The sequence below is a fragment of the Tessaracoccus flavus genome (assembly GCF_001997295.1).
GTDB classification, from domain to species: Bacteria; Actinomycetota; Actinomycetes; order Propionibacteriales; family Propionibacteriaceae; genus Arachnia; species Arachnia flava.
Genome location: NZ_CP019605.1, coordinates 252758 through 271336, shown reverse-complemented (window position 1 = coordinate 271336; position 18579 = coordinate 252758). Strand labels below are relative to the sequence as shown.

Annotated in this window: 14 protein-coding genes; 7 read left to right on the top strand and 7 right to left on the bottom strand. The window is 68.2% G+C overall.

What is annotated here, in order from left to right; translation table 11 throughout:
• Nucleotides 1-273 precede the first annotated feature (273 nt).
• Nucleotides 274-1662, bottom strand: a complete 1389-nt coding sequence (locus RPIT_RS01100) for a site-specific integrase (RefSeq protein ID WP_143028238.1) — start codon at nucleotides 1660-1662, stop codon at nucleotides 274-276.
• A gap of 490 nt (nucleotides 1663-2152) precedes the next feature.
• Here RPIT_RS01100 and glpA point away from each other — a divergent pair, with 490 nt between their 5' ends.
• The 7 genes from glpA (at nucleotide 2153) to RPIT_RS01065 (ending at nucleotide 9402) form a co-directional block, all read left to right on the top strand.
• On the top strand, nucleotides 2153-3730 hold the full coding sequence (gene glpA, locus RPIT_RS01095; protein WP_077339740.1) for an anaerobic glycerol-3-phosphate dehydrogenase subunit GlpA: 1578 nt from the start codon (nucleotides 2153-2155) through the stop codon (nucleotides 3728-3730).
• Complete coding sequence (gene glpB / locus RPIT_RS01090; protein ID WP_077339738.1) at nucleotides 3727-4971, top strand: glycerol-3-phosphate dehydrogenase subunit GlpB; 1245 nt, start codon at nucleotides 3727-3729, stop codon at nucleotides 4969-4971. Before glpA ends, glpB begins: the two co-directional genes overlap by 4 nt.
• Complete coding sequence (locus RPIT_RS01085; RefSeq protein ID WP_077339736.1) at nucleotides 4968-6227, top strand: anaerobic glycerol-3-phosphate dehydrogenase subunit C; 1260 nt, start codon at nucleotides 4968-4970, stop codon at nucleotides 6225-6227. The genes glpB and RPIT_RS01085 overlap by 4 nt, the downstream gene beginning before the upstream one ends.
• Nucleotides 6228-6231: 4 nt before the next feature.
• Nucleotides 6232-7023: an HAD-IIA family hydrolase gene (locus RPIT_RS01080; RefSeq protein ID WP_077339734.1), complete on the top strand. Its 792-nt coding sequence runs from the start codon at nucleotides 6232-6234 to the stop codon at nucleotides 7021-7023.
• Between the two features lie 105 nt (nucleotides 7024-7128).
• Nucleotides 7129-7536: a DoxX family protein gene (locus RPIT_RS01075; RefSeq protein WP_218121602.1), complete on the top strand. Its 408-nt coding sequence runs from the start codon at nucleotides 7129-7131 to the stop codon at nucleotides 7534-7536.
• Nucleotides 7537-7577: 41 nt separating this feature from the next.
• On the top strand, nucleotides 7578-8078 hold the full coding sequence (locus RPIT_RS01070) for a DUF427 domain-containing protein (RefSeq protein WP_077339730.1): 501 nt from the start codon (nucleotides 7578-7580) through the stop codon (nucleotides 8076-8078).
• Nucleotides 8079-8253: 175 nt separating this feature from the next.
• Nucleotides 8254-9402, top strand: a complete 1149-nt coding sequence (locus RPIT_RS01065; protein ID WP_077339728.1) for a DUF7485 domain-containing protein — start codon at nucleotides 8254-8256, stop codon at nucleotides 9400-9402.
• A 515-nt stretch (nucleotides 9403-9917) separates the two neighbouring features.
• Here RPIT_RS01065 and RPIT_RS01060 read toward each other — a convergent pair.
• From RPIT_RS01060 to RPIT_RS01035, 6 genes are read right to left on the bottom strand one after another with little or no spacing between them, the layout of a single operon-like run.
• Complete coding sequence (locus tag RPIT_RS01060) at nucleotides 9918-11216, bottom strand: right-handed parallel beta-helix repeat-containing protein (protein WP_077339726.1); 1299 nt, start codon at nucleotides 11214-11216, stop codon at nucleotides 9918-9920.
• Between the two features lie 39 nt (nucleotides 11217-11255).
• On the bottom strand, nucleotides 11256-12266 hold the full coding sequence (locus tag RPIT_RS01055; RefSeq protein ID WP_162274457.1) for a LacI family DNA-binding transcriptional regulator: 1011 nt from the start codon (nucleotides 12264-12266) through the stop codon (nucleotides 11256-11258).
• Nucleotides 12263-15247 (bottom strand): glycoside hydrolase family 2 TIM barrel-domain containing protein, encoded by a 2985-nt coding sequence (locus RPIT_RS01050; RefSeq protein WP_077339722.1) that lies wholly within the window; start codon nucleotides 15245-15247, stop codon nucleotides 12263-12265. Before RPIT_RS01050 ends, RPIT_RS01055 begins: the two co-directional genes overlap by 4 nt.
• An 18-nt stretch (nucleotides 15248-15265) precedes the next feature.
• Nucleotides 15266-16153, bottom strand: a complete 888-nt coding sequence (locus RPIT_RS01045; RefSeq protein ID WP_077339720.1) for a carbohydrate ABC transporter permease — start codon at nucleotides 16151-16153, stop codon at nucleotides 15266-15268.
• On the bottom strand, nucleotides 16153-17061 hold the full coding sequence (locus tag RPIT_RS01040) for a carbohydrate ABC transporter permease (RefSeq protein ID WP_077339718.1): 909 nt from the start codon (nucleotides 17059-17061) through the stop codon (nucleotides 16153-16155). Before RPIT_RS01040 ends, RPIT_RS01045 begins: the two co-directional genes overlap by 1 nt.
• Before the next feature lie 8 nt (nucleotides 17062-17069).
• Nucleotides 17070-18344, bottom strand: a complete 1275-nt coding sequence (locus tag RPIT_RS01035; protein ID WP_077339716.1) for an ABC transporter substrate-binding protein — start codon at nucleotides 18342-18344, stop codon at nucleotides 17070-17072.
• Nucleotides 18345-18579 lie beyond the last annotated feature (235 nt).

The following is an 18579-nucleotide window of genomic DNA, read 5'->3' as shown; positions in this document are numbered from 1 at the left end:
CTCGACCGTAGCGGACGAGCGGAACGTGCATCTGCCAGCTCATTGCGCTGATCGTGCGCCAGCTTCAGCGCCTCAACCGAACAGCGGGCTCTGCATGCCCGGGCAGTTGTCGGCACGCCTGTCAACGCTGACTGAAAATTGACCCACTTCTGCCGGGCGCCACGGGGTCAATTTTCAGTCGGCATCGACAACGCCATCGTCACCCGTCGAGAACGCCCTTTCGATCAACCCAGCGGACCTGGAATCCGCCTCCTCGAGCGAGCGTGGGTCGGATCAAGGCTTGCGCGTGCTGGCCTCGATCATCGAGGAGACGTTGCCCGCCACTGCGGCAAGGTAGTCCATCTCCGCGCGCTGGTAGCGCAACGCCATCTTCGGCGAGGTGTGGCCGGCGATCGCTTGGACGGCCCGGAGATTGCCCCCGGACAGCCGGTAGGCCCACGTGAGGCCAGTCACGCGCGTCCCGTGGAAGACGTAGCCCCCTTGACCGGTCAGCAGTTCCCGGATGCGCTGCGACTCCTCGCTCTCCTGCTCCCCCGACTGCTCGAGACGACGAGCAGCGTCCTCCTCCAGGTGATCGGCGACGGTCTTGCATGCCTTCTTGAACGCCCTTAGCCAGTCCGCGGACTTCACGGGCCCGCCGTCCCTGGTGCGCCAGAAGAGCAACCCCGTCCGGCCCAGTTGGGTGTGCTCACGAAGATGCGTCCTCACGTCACCCACGAGAGCAGCCGGGATGGGAAGGGTGCGGAAGGCGATGCCCTTGCGGGCGGTCTTGAGCGGTCCGATCTCGACCTTTCCCTCCGCCTCCTTCACCGACTGATGGACCTTCACCGTCGGCACCTCGACGTTAAGACTGAAGTCGCGGCGCTGCAGGGCCCGGACCTCACCGGAACGAAGACCCAACACGCCCCCCAGGAGTACGCCCAGCCGCCACGGGTCGGGCATCTGCTCCGCGACGGCGTACAACACGTCGATCGGGAGGGGGTCCAGATTTCGTTCCCGCGAGGCCTGGGCTTGGGTGGCCGCCTTGACCTGGACAGGGTTCACCTCGATGAGCTCAGCCTCGACGGCGGCGTTCATGATCGCTCGCAGCAAGTCGTACGCCTGCCGGCACGAGGACTCGCGCGTGCTGACCGGGAGACCCTGCCACCACAGGCGCACGTCGGCACGGGTCAACTCGGTGACGCGCACACCGCCAATGCCGTGCTTCGCAACAGGCTTGTCCTTCACCATCCCTCGCCGCGTGATCGTCGCGGGCTCGGCAAGGATGTAGAACCTGAACAGTTGCCGGTACCGGTCCCGCGACGTCGCAGCGAGGTCAGCCCGCTCTAGATAGCGTGAGCCGTAGGCGGCGATGGTGGGCACCGCCGCCGCTGCCTGCCGGGCGACCTCCTTGCGCTGGCGCTCCTCCTCGGCCTCGCGGAATCGCTCGATCGGTGGAGTCCAGTCGCCGCGATCGATCAGCCGGTGCTCACGGTCGAGCCAGCCCCAGGCATCGCCCTTCGCATCAAACGTCTGGAGCGCTGTGTAGCGGGTGCCTTGATCGCCGCCGCGAACGCTGCGGAGGACGTAGGACGCCTGGTAGCGCCCGGAGGGAAGCTGACGAACCTTGCCCCACGCTCGGCGACCCTCCGCCATGTCCCACCCCCCTCCTGCGTCCGCCACCGCCGCATCTCGTATCAGATTGGAGCACGAATCGTGCCCCCAGTGTGCCCCGAGATCCGCTTGCCATGCCTACGCGTGTCCACGCAAGTGACGGGCGGCACTGTCTCCTAGCCTAGTCAGACGCCACATCGACCTGTTGACAAGGACTTCGATGTTGCGAGTTTGCGAGTTCGAATCTCGTATCCTCCGCCACTCGAATCCCGTCCTGCACAGGGCGGGGATTCTTTCTTTCGGGGGCCTGATCGTGATGCCCCCGAGTGTGGCTGGCATGTTCTCGTCCGAGAGCTCGAGTGCCAAGGACACAGTCGCCCTGAGCCACCCCGGACGCAGTCGTGCGGACCGACGCCGCAGCGTCGCGCCAACTCATGCCGCGTCGAGCCGCCACCGACTCCAACTCGCACAAGCAATGCCCGTCGGATCCGTCTCTTCTCCGGCCCCGCACGGTGCGCTGTGCTGGAATGGGCACATCAAGGCCCAAGGAGGGGACTCAATGAAGCGTCTCGACACTGATGTCGTCGTCATCGGAGGTGGGTCGACGGGACTGGGTGTTGTCCGCGACGCCGCGATGCGCGGGTACCGCGCGGTACTCGTCGAGCGTGTCGATCTGGGCCAGGGAACCACCGGCAGGTTCCATGGTCTGCTGCACTCCGGCGGGCGGTACGTGGTGAGCGATCCCGGGTCCGCCACAGAGTGCGCCGAGGAGAACGCGATCCTGCGCCGCATCCAGGCCAGCGCGGTCGAGGACACGGGCGGATTCTTCGTCACTCTCGCTGGCGACGACCCGGCCTACGCCGACAAGTTCCTGGCCGGGGCCAAGGCCACGGGTGTCCCCGCCTCCGAGATCTCGGTCAAGGAGGCGCTGCGCCGCGAGCCCCGCCTCGACCCCCACATCCAGCGCGCCATCGAGGTGGCCGACGGCTCCGTCGACGGCTGGCAGCTCGTCTGGGGCGCCGCCCGCTCGGCGGAGGCGCACGGAGCGAAGGTGCTCACCTATCACCGCGTGACGAAGATCGAGCGCGACGGCGACCGCGTGGCCGCCGTCATCTGCCGCGACGAGAAGGGCGGCGAGGACGTCCGGATCAACTGCACCTTCGTGCTCAACTGCGCCGGCCCCTGGGCAGGCCAGATCTCGGAGATGGCCGGGGCCCACCCCGTCGAGGTGGTGCCCGGGCGCGGGATCATGATCGCGATGAACCACCGCCTGGTGAACACGGTCATCAACCGCTGCGTCTACCCCACCGACGGCGACATCCTCGTCCCGGTGCACACCGTCTCCATCATCGGCACCACCGACATCCACGAGACGGACCCCGACCACCTGCCCATCCCCCACAACGAGGTGCAGCAGATGCTCGACGCGGGCGAGGCGATGATCCCCGGCTTCCGCAAGGCCCGGGCGCTGCACGCCTGGTCCGGCTCACGGCCGCTGATCAAGGACAAGCGCGTCTCGGTGGAGGACACGCGCCACATGAGCCGCGGCATGGCGGTCATCGACCACTCGACGCGCGACGGCCTGATGGGCATGCTCACCATCGGCGGCGGGAAGCTGACCACCTACCGGCTGATGGCCGAGCACATCGTCGACGCGATGAACGATCAGCTCGGCGAGAACCGGCCCTGCACCACCGCTGACGAGGTCATCCCCGGCAGCGAGGACCGCAAGCTCTACACCGTCACCCACCGCCTCGAGGACCGGGAGGAGGACCGCCTGGACGACCAGATCATCTGCGAGTGCGAGCTGATGAACCGGTCCATGTTCGTGCGCCTGCTCGAGGAGCAGCCCAACGCCACCCTCGACGACCTGCGCCGCCAGCTCCGCCTCGGCATGGGCCCGTGCCAGGGCGGGTTCTGCGCCGCCCGCGCCGCCGGGCTGGCCTGCTCCGAGAAGGCGATCGACGCGGAGCGCGCCTCCGGGCTGCTCCGCCTGTTCCTCAAACACCGGTGGATCGGCATCTGGCCCATCCTGTACGGCCAACAGGTGCGCCAGACCGCCCTGGACCACTGGATCTTCGCCGGGACGCTCGACGTCGAGCACCTGCCCCAGCCTGAAGAGGAGATCGTGCGATGAGCGACGTCGTCGTCATCGGGGCCGGACTCGCCGGTCTCGTCGCAGCGCTGCGGCTGGCCCGCGCCGGGAAGTCGGTCACCCTGACCACCAAGGGGCCCGGCGGGCTCCACCTGTCTCAGGGCACCGTCGACATCCTCGGGTACACGCCGGAGAGGGTGTCAGCGCCCCTCGATGCAGTGGCGTCCGTCCCCGCAGGTCACCCGTACGCCTCAATCGGTGCCGAGGCAGTGGGATCGGCCGTGTCCTGGCTGGCCGAGGAGTTCGGCCCCGAGCTGCTCACCGGTGATCCTGCCCGCAACTTCCAATTTCCCACGGCCGTGGGCGCCCTCCGACCCACCGCGCTGGCCCAGCCCTCGATGGTTGCGGGGGACGCGGTGGGCGGCAAGAGCTACGCCGTCGTCGGCGTGCGGCAGCTCAAGGACTTCCCGGCCGACCTCATCGCCGGGAACCTCGCGCGCTCGAAGGCCCCCGACGGCGGCGCGTTGAGCGCGCACTCGGCCTGGATCGACCTTCCCGCGCGGAAGGGCGAGGCCGACCCCACCCCTCTCACCTACGCCCGAGCCATGGACGATCAGTCCTTCGCCGCCACGTTCGCGAAGGCCGTCGGCGCGGTGGCGGGGAAGGCCGACGTGGTGGCGCTGCCCGCGGTGCTCGGCAGCAAGCGCCGCGACGTGTGGCGGCAGGTCGCCGACCAGCTCGGCCGCGACATCTGCGAGATCCCGCTGCCCCCGCCGTCGGTCCCGGGGATCCGGCTCTACGACGCGCTGCTGGCCATGGTGCGCGCCGCCGGTGTGCGCTTCATCCAGGGCAGCCGGATCGTCAGCTTCACCCCCGGCGGCGACGGCGTGGCCTCGGTCACGCTGGCCGCGGCCGGCGGGCCCCGCCACCTGAAGGCCGCGTCGTTCGTCTTTGCCCCGGGCGGGTTCGAGAGCGGCGCCCTCGACGTCGACTCGTTCGGCACCATCACCGAGCCCGTGTTCGGGCTCCCGCTGACGGCCACCGACGCCGGCCCGCTGATCCCCTCGGACTACTGGGGGCCACACGCCCTCTTCGAGGTGGGCGTCCGCACCGACGACGCCGGGCGGCCGATCGACGCCGCCGGCGCCGTCGTCCATACCAACCTGTTCGTGGCCGGTGGAATCATCGCCGGATGCGAACGCTGGCGCGAGAAGTCCGGCGACGGGATCGCCGTCGCCACGGCTGTCCGGGCCGCCGACCACATCACCGGAGGTGCACGATGAGCGACAAGCGCGACGAGCGGGCCAAGGCGCTGAGGGAGCGGCTCAACAACGAGCTGCAGCGGATGAGCCTGGACATGTGCGTCAAGTGCACCATCTGCGAGACGGCCTGCCCCGTGGCCGCGGTCACCCCGCTGTTCTCCGGCCCGAAGTTCGTCGGCCCCCAGGCCGAACGGTTCCGCGACGACGAGCCGGTGGACCACTCCGTCGACTACTGCTCCAGCTGCGGGACCTGCAGCGTGGTGTGCCCGCAGGGAGTCAACGTGGCGGAGCTCAACTCGATTGCGCGCGCCGTGATGAAGGCGGAGCAGGGCGTGCCGGTGCGCGACCAGACGATCACGCAGACCGTCCTCATGGGCAAGGCGATGACCCCGGTGGCGCCCATCGCCAACGCCGTGCTGGACAACAAGCTGGCCCGCTACGCCATGGAGAAGGTCGTCGGCGTTCACCGCAACGCCCCCATGCCCACCGCGCGCGGCGAGTCGCTGCACAAGTGGCTGAAAAAGCGACCGTCGCCGACGAAGCCCGCCACCCGCGGCGCGCTGGTGTACTTCCACGGCTGCGCCGGCGGCTACTTCGAGGTCGACGCGGCGAAGAAAGCCATCGAGGTGCTGGAGTACCTGGGGTACGAGGTGATCGTGCCGGAGCAGGGCTGCTGTGGCCTAGCGGAGCAGAGCAACGGCCTGTTCGAGAAGGCAAGCGCCTCCGTGCGTAGGCTCGTTGACCAACTGCGCAGCCCGGGTACGGACCTGACCATCATCAGCACCGCGGGAAGCTGCACGGGCATGCTCAAGCACGAGGCTCACCAGATCCTCGGCATCCACGACCCCGAACTGCTCGATGTGGGCACCCGCATCCGGGAGATCTCCGAGTTCCTCATGGAGCTGTATGAGGCCGGGGAACTGCCGACGGACTTCCAGCCGGTCAACATGCGGCTGCCCTACCACGCGCCGTGCCAGCTGAAGAGCCAGGGCATGGGGACCCCGGCGTCGGACCTGCTGCGGCTCATCCCAGGGCTCGAGGTCATCGACAGCAACGTCACCTGCTGCGGGATCGCCGGCACGTACGGGCTGAAGAAGGAAAAGTACGAGATCGCCCAAGCCGTCGGGCAGCCTTTGTTCGACATCGTGCAGGCCAACAACGACGGCCTCGCCGCCTGCGACACCGAGACGTGCCGCTGGCAGATCGAGAAGTCCAGCGGCGTTGAGACCGTCCACCCGATCGTGCTGGTGCACCGGGCCTACGGATTGGGGCGGTGAAGCCATGACCGACATCACGCGGAGCCCCCACGACATCGAGTGCTGGCTCACCGACATGGACGGGGTGCTGGTCCACGAGGATCACGCCCTACCCGGAGCCGTCGAACTCATCGACAGCTGGCTGGCGACGTCCCGGCGATTCCTGGTGCTCACCAACAACTCCACCTGGACCCCGCGCGACCTGGCTGCACGTCTCGAACGCGCGGGATTGCACGTCCCGGAGGAGAACCTGTGGACCTCCGCGATGGCGACCGCTGCCTTCCTGGGCGGTCAGCCCGGGAAGAAAACCGCCTTCGTGATCGGGGAGGCCGGGCTCACCAGCGCCCTCCACGACGCCGGCTTCATCCTCACCGACGTCGACCCCGACTACGTCGTGCTCGGAGAGACACGCAACTACTCATTCGAGGCGATTACCAGAGCCATCCGCCTGGTGCTGGCGGGAGCGCGCTACATCGTCACCAACCCCGACGCCACGGGTCCATCTGTCGACGGCGTCCTCCCCGCCACCGGAGCGGTGGCGGCAATGATCACCGCGGCCACGAAGCGCAAGCCATACGTGGTCGGCAAGCCCAACCCGATGATGTTCAGGTCCGCGATGAACCGCATCGCTGCCCACTCCGAATCCACCGCGATGATCGGGGACCGGATGGACACCGACATCGTGGCCGGCATGGAGGCCGGGCTGCACACGGTGCTGGTGCTCAGCGGCCTGACGACAATCGCCGACGTCGAGACCTACCCCTTCCGCCCGGACCAGGTCATCTCGTCAGTGGCGGAGCTTCTCGACCAACTCTGACTCCTGAGACATACTCAAGGCATGGCCGATCACACCGCCCCAGCGTCCCATTCTCGTGACACGAGCGACGGAGACCGGACGAGGCTCGGCCGGCTGGCTCGCGGCGTGGGGCGGTGGGCGCTCGGATTCGCGCTACTGGGTGCAGGGACCGGACACCTCACCACCCTGCGGCAGGAGTTCCAGGCTCAGGTGCCGCCGTGGATCCCGCTGGACCCCGACGTCGTCGTGGTCGCCTCAGGTGTGGTCGAGTTGGGACTGGGGGCTGCCCTGATTTTCGCCCCTCGGCGCTGGTGGCCGTGGGTGGGTTGGACGACGGCCGCGTTCTTCGTGGCGATCTTCCCAGGCAACATCTCCCAGTACGTCACCGGAACCGACGGGTTCGGTCTCGACACCGACAGGGCACGCTTCATCCGGTTGTTCTTCCAGCCCGTGCTCGTGGCCTGGGCCCTCTGGTCCACCGGCGCCTGGCGCGACCGGCGTTCGCTGGGGCTGGGGCGGCGCAAGGACCGCTGAACCCGGGGCAGCCCGCTTCCGCGGGGCAGTACCGTTGGTCCATGGTGCACCGCCCGAAACCTGACCCCGTCGGCCCCGGTCAGGAGTCCGTGTGGGACTACCCCCGGCCGCCCACCCTGCGCCGCTGCTCGCTGCCGATCGAGGTGATCCTCGGCGGAGAGATCGTGTTCCGCGGGAACGAGTCACTCCAGGTGCTGGAGACCAGCCATCCCCCGACGTACTATCTGCCGCGCTCCGGCTTCGTGCCGGGCGCCCTGACGCCGGCACCCGGGGGCTCGTTCTGCGAGTGGAAGGGCGCGGCCAAGTACCTCGACGTCCACGGTGGAGAGGCGACCGCGTCGGCGGCCGCCTGGTACTACCCGACGCCCACCGCTGGATTCGCGGACCTCGTCGACCATGTCGCGCTCTATCCCGGAGCGATGGACGCCTGCTTCGTCGACGGGGAGCGCGTCATCCCGCAGCCCGGCGGCTTCTACGGTGGCTGGATCACCTCGTCGGTGGCCGGACCCTTCAAGGGCACCCCCGGCTCGATGGGCTGGTGAGTCTGGGCCTCGTCGACCGGCGGAGGTGGTGGCGACTACGCCGTCAGATCCGCCACTCGAAGCCGCCGACAGGAACGCCCGGTCCGGGACGCCTGACCAACTGTTCCCCATTGCCGCCCCTCTCCCTCTCGACGGCCGCGGGGCGCCGGAGTACCGTGGTTGCGAAGGGGCTGCCATGTTCAAGCCGATCCTCGTCCTCATCGGTGTCACCGGGCTCCTGGTCGCCTGCGCGACGCCCGGAATCGAAGCACCCTCTGTCTCCCCCAGCGCCACATCCTCGTCCGACGTCGCAACGACCAGCCCGACGGTGCCGTCAGCCGCGTCCACCGCGACGAGCGCCGCCCCGACCACGCCGACAATCCCCGGCCACGCCACCGTCGACTTCACGGCGGGCGAGCCGGTCGCCCTGACCGCACCCTCCGAGATGACGGGCTGGGGCGAGACGCTCGCCCTGCCGTACGGAGAGTTCCCCGGCCAGGTCGGGGTCTCCCCCGGCGGCGACGGCCTCGAGTGGGGCCCCAGCTACGGCACGCAGCTGCCCGACGGCACCTGGTGGATCCTCGACACCGCACACCTGCGGCTCGCCCACTACGCCGAGGACGGCCGGTACCTCGACGACGCCCTGATCCCCGAGGAGCACCTCGCGCTGGGCAGCTACGTCCAGTACCAGTCGCCCCAGGCCCTGGCCGACGGCAGCGTCGTGCTGCAGAGCACCACCATCGACAACCCCGGACTGCTGCGCTTCTCCGCCGACGCCGGGTTCACGCGGCTCGACCTGCCGGTCCACGTCGGCGTCAGGGCGACGGACGGTCGCCGTCTGTTCGGCTTCAACGAGGCGGGCGCGCAGGTTCGCGTCGACCCGCTCAACGGGGACGTCGCGCCTGTCGAAACCTTCGCCGGGCAGGCTGGCGCCCCCTACCGGCTCGACGTACAGCCCGGGCTGCTCCACGTGCAGCGTGGCGATTTGAAGCTCCGGATCCCCCTCCAGTCCGCCGACGAGCCGGCCGCGACGGTGCACCCGGCCGTCGAGGCGGTCACCGGCTCCGACGGTGTGCTGCACATCCTCGTCACGGGGATCATCGAGCACGCGGACGGGGAGGCCAGCGACGTGTCGGGTTTGCTGAGTATCGACGAAGAGGGCAGGGGGACGGTGCAGTCGGTGCGACCTCTCACGAGTTCGGCCGATCCCGGCGACGGCGCCCACCTGGGTATCCGCCTCGGCAACGACCGGCCCTGGCTGATGACGGTCGACGACGACGCGCTGCGCGTCTACGGGCCGCTCCCTGAGCTTGTCGAATCGCTCCCTGAGCTTGTCGAAGGGTAACGCCCGCAACATCTCCCGCCGCCCCGGGTCACAGCGATGGCGTCAGGCCAGGCCACGCGGACCCGTCACGAGCCCTTCGATACACGGCTGCTCGTACCTCGCGGCCGCTACTCAGGGATACGACAACACCCCGCTCCCTGAGCCTGTCCGCCTCGATCCCTGAGCCTGTCGAAGGGCAACGCCCGCAACATCTCCCGCCGCCCCGGGTCACAGCGATGGCGTCAGGCCAGGCCACGCGGACCCGTCACGAGCCCTTCGATACACGGCTGCTCGTACCTCGCGGCCGCTACTCAGGGAAACGGCAACACACCGCTTCCTGAGCTTGTCGCATTCGATCCCTGAGCCTGTCGAAGGGTAACGGCCGCAACCTCTCCCGCCCCCGCCCCAGTGCGACGGCGTCAGGCCAGGCCACGCGGACCCGTCACCAGCCCTTCGATACACGGCCACTCGTACCTCGCGGCCGCTACTCAGGGAAACGGCAAGGCCCCCGCTACTTAGGGGAACGGCTTGAGAGCTCAGGGCGACGGGGAGGGGGAGGCGGATTCGGTCTGACCGCGGGCCAGTGCGCACTCGTTGTGGGTCAGCGTCGGGGCGGCCGTGTCGGTGACGACTATGCCGAACTCGACGTCGGCGCAGACGTTCTCCGCGAAGGCACCCGCGGCCTTGCCGCTCACGATGACGGCGGCCCGTTCCGGATTGGTGATGATGTTCTTCTCGGCGATGGGCGCGGCGTCGTCCTGCACCTGGAGGCCCACCTCGCCGCCGGTGATCGCGTTGCCGATCAGCGTGGGGGTGGACTGCTCCGCCATTGCCACGCCAACGGGGTTTGCGTCCATCCAAGAGTCCGCGACCGAGCCGTCGGACTCCCCCAGGAAGCACACGCCACATTCGCCGTTGTCCGCGAAGGTCGACGACTTGACGCTCACCCGGTGCGTCCCGCTGACGGCGAGCCCCGCCCAATCGTTGCCGCTCAGGGTCGAGTCGGTGATCTCCGCCGTCGTCTTTCTCTCGGCGCCCTCCTGCGTGCCCATCAGCATCACAGCAGCGCCTCCCCCGGTATCACCTGCCACGGCGCCCGACACCGTCACCGCCTCCAACACGAGAGAGGCCGCGCCTCCTGCGACGATCCCCGATCCGGTCACCGTGTCGTCGCGCTCGATCGTGAGCCCCTCGAGCGACACCGTCTCAGATGTCGCGATGAGCACCGCCGTGTCTTCCGCAGAGGACCGGAGCACCGTCTCATCCTGACCTGCTCCGGCGATCGTGATGCCGCCGAGCAGCACCAGCGGCTCGGCCAGGTCGAACGTGCCGGCCGCCAACTGAAGCGTCGCTCCCGACGGCGCCTCCGACACCGCGGTGGCCAGGTCCTCGCCCGGCGCCACCGGCACGTGCACCAGCTCGGTGGGGATCCTGCCGTCTAGCCCGGCGACCAGCCTGGCACGGACGGCCTCGGCGATGGTTCCCTCGGCCTTCACCGCGTCGACGCTTGCCTCCACCCAGCCCTGCATGGTCTGTGGCGCGCAGTGGCCCTCCTCCACCGCCTCCTGAACCGTGGCGAGCGACCCCTCCAGGTCGTCGCCGTCGGACCCCGGAGCCGGGCTCGGCGCTGGCTGCTCGTAAGAGTCGACGACCGCCTGCAGGGCCGCCCCGACGCCGTCGGCGAGCTCGCGGCAGCGGTCCGTCGCCCACGGGGTTGGACCGGCGGCAGTGGTCTCAGTCGTCGCAGGGGCCGGGGTGGAGGGCGCCTCAGTAGGCGTGGAGCAGGCCGCCAGTACCGCACACATCAGCGCGGCGGCAACGCTCCCGGCTCTCATGCAGACAAGCTACACCGCGGTCCCCGGAACCCGGAGACGTCAGTCTGGATTCCTCGTCGAACCGCGCACCACCAGCTCGGTCGGGAATACTCGGTGCCCGGGATCGCCGCCGGTGATCATCTCGTTCAGCATCTCCACCGTCTGGCGGCCGATGTACTCGATCGGCTGCGCAACCGTCGTCAACGTGGGCACCAGCTGCTCGCCCAGGGGGTGGCCGTCGAAGCCAACCACCTGAAGGTCACCGGGGATGGACAGGCCCCTCTCCTGTGCCACCTGGTACACGCCCGCCGCCATCCGGTCGGAGGCGCAGAAGACGGCATCGAACTCGACGCTAGAGTCCAGCAGGCTGCGCATCGCATCGCGACCCGACGGGAGGGTGTAGTCGCCGTGGACCACCAGAGCCGGATCGTAGGCATCGTCGAGAGCGTCGCGGTACCCCATCAATCGCTCGCTGCTGCCGGGCGCGTCCTTGGGTCCGGTGATGGCTGCTATCCGCTTCGCACCGCATTCGCGCAGGTAACGCACCGCGCTGGCCGCGCCCTCCCTGTCAGTGATGGTCACGGTGCGGATCTGCGGTCCCAGGTTGACGCCCGGGAGCGTGCCGCACACGACCATCGGCAGTTTCGCCGCCATCACCACAGGAAGGATGGGGTCCGCGTGGTGCGGCGTGAGGTGGACGACGCCGTCGATCCGCTGCTTGTCGAGGAAGCGGACCGCCCGGCGCTGTTCGCGGGGGCTGCCGGCGAGTAGCACCAGGAGCGCTTCCTCACGGTCGCCGAGCCCCTCGTTGACTCCGCGGGACAAACCTCGGATCGTCGGGTCATCGAACAGCTCCTCGGTCGGCTGGGTCAGCAGCACCGCGATGGCGTCGCTGCGCCCCGACGCCAAGGATCGCGCGTGGGCGTTCAAGCGAAAGCCGGTCTCGGCGATCGCGCGCTCGACGGCCTGCCGAGCCGCGGGCGACACCTTCGGTGAGCCCGTCAGCACGCGGCTGACGGTGCTCTTCGAGACCCCCGCCAGCTTCGCGACGTCTTCGATCGTGCAGCTCACGGGGCCAATTCTAGGGTGAATCCGAAGCTCACCGCTCTCGGCCACAGCTGGTACTGCGGCAGCACATCGGGGCCGCAGGACCGGCTGCCGAGACCGTGCTGGAACGCGTCGAGGTAGAGATGCACCCCGCGGCTCTCGGGTAGCTCGTGCTGGTGCCGCGCCGCAGTCAGCTCGCTGGCGTCGTGGCGCAGTAGAGAGAACCCGGGCACGTCGGGGCCGAATGCCCGGAGGCGGATCGAGGTCGCCTGCCCGCTGATGTCGAGTCGCCGGAGCGACTCGCGGTGGCCGGTTTCCTGCGGGACGGCGTACGGGAAGGCGAGCTCGTCGATCGCCGACGCGTGGCGCCCCACCATCGACGCCGACCGCGAATCGGGGTACGCCTCCCCCGGGCCACCGCCAAACCACTCCGCGCGCTCGAACTCGCCGGGGAGCAGCAGATGGAACCCCACCCGGGGCCAGGTGACGTCGGTCCTCGGTCTGATCGGAGAGACCAGCACCTGGCAGCCCGCCGCGTCACCGATCCGACGCCAGCGGTAGGTCACCTCGGCACCGTGACGACCCTGCGCGGGCAGGAGTCGTTCGACGACTACGAACTCGTCACCCTCCGCCCCGGCGCTCACCGTCTGGCTCATCAGTCGGTCGAGGCCCTGGGCGCGCCAGCGCGCCGCGGAGCTGGGTCCGGGCAGGCCGTAGCCCCGGGTCGCGGTGTAGTCGCCGATCTCGTAGGAGCCGAAGTCTCCCAGCGAGTCGTTCTCGGTGGGGGCGCGCCAGAGCTCGACGCCGGACTCCCCCACCTCGACGCCCCCGATCGACAGGACGCGGCCGGACGCCGAGAGCGTGACCGGCCCCACCTCCATGATCCGGCCAGCGCTGACGCTGCCCGTCGGTGCTGGGAGAAGCGGCGCGGCGTTCCGATCGAGCCGGGCCTGCGCCACGACGACTTCGTGACCCTCGCTGCACCAAGGCCGATCGGCGCTCTCGCGGACGGTGACCGTGAGCCAGGAGTCGCGCACGGTCTCCGCTTCGGCGGGAAGCTGCGGCAGCGGGATCGTCACCTCGCCTCCGGCGTCGATGGTGGGGACGTCGAGGTCCCCGTCGGAGCGGCGCTCGCCGTCAACCTCCCAGACCCATGAGAACCGGTAATCCGACGTGTCCGTATCGTGCCGCCTGTTGCGCAGGACGATGCCGTCGCGCATCGCGGTGACGGTCACGGGCGAGAACACCTGCTTGACCTCGGCCAGGGCGGGCGACGGGCGCCCGTCGGAGTGGACGAGCCCGTCCATGACGAAGCTGCCGTCGTGGGCCACCTCGCCGAAGTCGCCGCCGTAGGCGAAGAACTCGGTCCCGTCGGGGGTGGTGGTGCGGATTCCGTGGTCGCGCCACTCCCAGATGAACCCGCCGTGCCAGTCCTCGAAGCGGTCGAACTCCGCGGCGTAGTCGGCCAGGGCGCCCGGGCCGTTGCCCATGGCATGGGCGTACTCGCACAGCACCTTCGGCTTGTCGCGGAACCGCGACGACTGCGCCGGGCGCGGCGACAGCGCGGACGAGATTCCGGCCGACATATCGCCGAGCTCGGGTATCGGGGCGTACATCCGCGAGACGAGGTCGGAGTAGGACGCCTCGTAGTCGCCCTCGTAGTGCACCGGGCGTGACGGATCGAGCGTCCGCGCCTCCTCCGCCATCGCGGCGAGGTTCGCACCGGTGCCGGATTCGTTGCCGAGGCTCCAGCAGATGACCGACGGGTGGTTCTTGTCGCGCTCGATGGTGCGGCGCATCCGGTCGACCAGCGAAGTCCGCCAGGCCGAGTCGTCGGACGGGTTGTTCTCCCAGCCGTGTAGCTCGAAGGCGTGGGTCTCGAGGTCGCACTCGTCCATCACCCAGAAGCCCAGCTCGTCGGTGAGCTCGAGCAGCCGTGGGTGCGGAGGGTAGTGGCTGGTGCGGATGGCGTTGATGTTGTGACGCTTCATGAGCAGCAGGCCCTCGCGCGCGGCGTCCTCATCGAAGACGCGGCCGCGGTCAGGGTCGTACTCGTGTCGGTTGACGCCCGCGATGCGCACCTGGCGGCCATTGACCAACCATCGGTGTCCGTCGATCCGGACCGTTCGGAACCCGATGCGCGACTCGATCGACTCGGCGTCGTTGCTCAGGCGCACCTGGTAGAGCCGGGGCCGCTCTGGGCTCCACGGTGTCACGGCGTCGAGCGGGATGGGTGCGACATCGTCGGCCGCTCCCCAGCTCTGCTTGATGCCCAGTTCCGGGATCTCCACGGTGACGGGGAACGTGGCATCCCGGAGCTGGACGGTCAGCGTTCCCCGCCCGGTGGTGTGGTGGAAGTCGGCGAGCAGGTGGTAGTCCTCGATTCCCTCGGCCGGGCGGCCGACGAGGGTGACCTCGCGGAAGATCCCCGGGAGCCACCACTGGTCCTGATCCTCCACGTAGGTCTGGGCGGACCACTGCGCCACGCGGACGTGCACGACGTTTCGCCCCGGCCGCACGACGTCGGTGACGTCGAGCTCCGTCGCCAGCCGAGAGCCGCGCACCACCCCGACGTGCCGACCGTTCACTGCGACGATGCCGATCGATTCGACTCCGTCGAAGCGGAGCCGGATGGCACCGAGGCTCGACCATTCGGACGGGAGCTCGAAGTCCCTGCGGTAGTCGCCGATGCCGTTGGCGTCAGGCACCGTCGGGGGTGACATGGGGATGGGCAGCTGGATGTTGGTGTAGATCGGCCGCCCGTAGCGGCCGTCGCCCCCCAGCACCCAGTGCCCGGGGACCTCCTGCGTGTCCCACCCGTCGTCGTCGAAGTCCGCGGCATCGCACGCATCAGGAGCCTCGGCGAGACCCGTGGCGTAATGGAAGCGCCAAGTGCCGGTGAGGTCGAGCCGCCACTGCTCCCGACGGCGCCAGGCGCGCGGCCTGACGCCGTCGCCGGGTGCGACGTCGACGAGTGACTGGACTGTGAGGTCATGGAGAGACATTGCAGGAGTTCCTATCCGTCAGCCCTTGGTGGCACCGAGGGTGAGGCCGGCGATGAATTGCTTCTGGAGGACGAAGAAGACCACCAGCACGGGCAGAGCCGCGATGATCGAGCCCGCCGAGAGCAGGTTGTAGTCAGTGAAGAAGGATCCCTTGAGGTTGTTGAGCGAACTCGTCACCGGGAACTTGTCGCCGCTTTGCATCAGCACCGTGGCCCAGAAGAACTCGTTGTAGATCCAGGCGGTCTGGAGGGTGCCGAGCGCTGCCATCGGCGGGCGCAGCAGCGGAAGGGTCAGGCCGTAGAACTGGCGCCAGGCCGTGGCCCCGTCCAGCGACGCCGACTCGTAGATCTCCTTCGGGAACGTCTTCATGTAGTTGCTGAGCACGAAGGTGGTGAAGCCGGTCTGGAAGGCCACGTTGATGAGGATGACGCCCAGGTGCGAGTCGAGGAGGCTCCCGGACTCCGACAGCCACAGCGGCACCTCGATCGTCCGGAACATCCGGTAGACGGGGATGAGCAGCGACTGTGGTGGCAGAAGGTTCGCCGAGACGAACACCGCGAGCATCGCGAGGTTGAACTTGAAGCTGTACCGGGCCAGGACGAACGCCGCGCAGGAGGAGAGCGCCAGCGTAAGGACGACCGCGGTGATCGTGATGATCGCCGAGTTCAGGAAGCTGTTGGTGAAGCCGCCCCGGTTCCAGGCGTTGATGTAGTTGTCGAACGTGAAGCCGCCGAACGAGAGGTAGCCGTTCTGCACCGTGTAGCTGTAGTCACGGAACGAGTTGAACAGTGCCCACAACAGCGGGAACAGCCACACGAGCGAGATGATGACGAGGCCAATCTGTAGCGCGATCCGGGCCGGTGGCGTCGAACGTTTGCGGGTGGAAGCCTCAGTGGTGGCGCTCATCAGTGGTCTCCCTTCATGACGACCCTGAGTTGGATGACGATGAAGACCGAGCTGATCAGCAGCATGATGGTGGCCAGCGCGGAGCCGAAGCCTATTCGGCTCGCCTCTCCGATGACGTTGGTGGTGACCAACGTGGAGATGAGCTCGAGGCCGTTCCTGCCGCGGTTGATGATCCACGCCAGGTCGAACGCCCGCAGGCCTTCGATGACGGTGATCGTCAGCACGATGATGTTGATCGGTCTCATGACGGGGAAGATGATGCGGAGATACGTCTGCCGCTGGTTGGCGCCGTCGATCTGGGCCGCTTCGCGCAGCGCCGGGTCGACGCCCTTGAGGCCCGATAGGTAGAGCAGCATGATGTAGCCGGTGTGCCGCCAGCCGTTGGCGACCATGGCCGCCCAGAGGTTGATCGACGGATCGCCGTACCAGTCGATGGTCGTGCCCAGCATGGCGTTGATCAGGCCCTGATCCCGGCTGTACATGAGCTGCCAGATGAAGCCGACCAGCGCAGCCGACAGCACCACGGGTAGGTAGAGGGCCGTCTGATAGAACTTGGTGCCGCGCAGTTCCTTGTCGAGCAGGATCGCCAGGAACATGCCGAGCGGGGTGAACACTGCGAACAGCACGATCAGCCACAACACGTTGTGCCACAGCGCCGGCCAGAAGGGCGGGTAGATGGTGGCCAGATCGACGTAGTTCTGGACTCCGACGAACTTGATGGTGTCGAGCGAACCGATCCCGTCCCAGGTGGTGAACGACAGCGCTACCGTGATCAGTGCCGGGCCCCAGATGAGGCCCAGCACGATCAGCAGTGGCACCGCGAGCATCAGGGTCAAGACGATCCGGTCAGAACGCGAGGTGCGGACGCCGCTGCGCCGCTTCGGTGGGGTGACCGTCGTGGTGCTCATATGTCAGCTCACTCGCTCGCGAAGATCGACTTCTTCTGTTCCTCGACGTTGCTGAGGATCGAATCGATCTGGCTCGGGTCCTGGATGAAGGACTGCAACGCGGGGCCGACGACGGTGTTGGCGAAGTCGGGGCGGGAGTCACGGTCGAGGAACTGCGAGATGGCCTCCGCCTCCTCGATGACCTTGACGGCCTTCTTCTGCAGCGCGTTGTAGCTCGACTGGTCGGCCTTGGAGTTGGCCGCGATGACCGACGGATCGGCCTTGACGGTGTGGGCGACCGCCTCGGGCGTGGCGAGGTAGGCCAACAGCTCCTTGGCGAGCTCCGGGTTCTTCGGGTCCGCGGCCATCATGAAGCCATCGACGGGGGCCTCGACCACCTTCGCACCGATCGCGGGATCCGCCTCGGGGAAGATGAAGAAGTCGAGGTCATCCTCGAGGCCAGCGGCTGCGAACTGCTGCTGGACGAACATGCCCATGACGTAGACGCCGGTGCGGTTCTGGATGAGTCCCTGAGCGGCTTCCTGCCAGGTGCGGCCGAGCGAGTCGGCCTCGTGGTAAGGCATGAGGTCGCTCCACAGCTTGAAGACGTTCTTGACCTTGTCACCGTCCCAGGCCTCCTCGCCCGCCATGAGCGAGACGTGGTAGTCGTAGCCGTTGACGCGCAGGTTCAGCATGTCGAAGGTGCCCATCGCCTCCCAGCCGTCCTTGTCGGCGAAGCCGATGGGGGTGAGGCCGTCGGCCAGCATCCGCTCGTTGAGCGTGATCCACTCGTCGATCGTCGTGGGCTCGGTGTAGCCGCGCTCCTGGAAGAGGCTGGGGCGGTAGAACACGGCCCACGGGTAGTAGGTGCTGGGGATGAAGACCTGCTTGCCGTCGCCGCTGGTGGAGGCCACCTTCATCGACTCGGGCATCCCGTCGATGTTGGCCCAGACGTCGCTGAGGTCGCCCACCAGGCCACGCTCCGCGAAGTAGCGCGCGCGGTAGCCAGCGAACCAGGTGAACACGTCGTCCGGGTTGCCCTGGAGGTAGTTGTTGATGCCTTCCTTGAAGGTCTCGTGCTGGATGGTGTTGATCTCGACGTCGCCGCCCTCGAAGGCGGCCATCATGTCGGCGAACGCCTGCTTGGGGATTTCGTCGGACTGGTAGGAGCCGACCTTGACGATCGACGAGGTCTCCCCCGTCGAGGAGGATCCACCGCCGCATGCGGCGAGGGCGCTGGTGCCGAGGGTAAGTCCGCCTGCGACGAGGAGCTGCCTGCGGGAGAGCCTGAATGGTGACGACATTGTCCGTTCCTTTGCTGGAGACGAGTATGGGACCGCTCCTACGCTGACTCCCCAGAATCTTCGCCTATCAGGGTATCGACAGACTCAACATTCGGGCTTCACTGCGTGGGAGCGGTCCCACAGTAACCCACTGCAGTGCCCGGCGTCAAGCCTTTTGTGCTCGGCCCCAGGGATTTGAGCAAATGAGATGGGTCGACGAAACAAAACACTGTTACACCGGCGTGTCGTGGCGTTG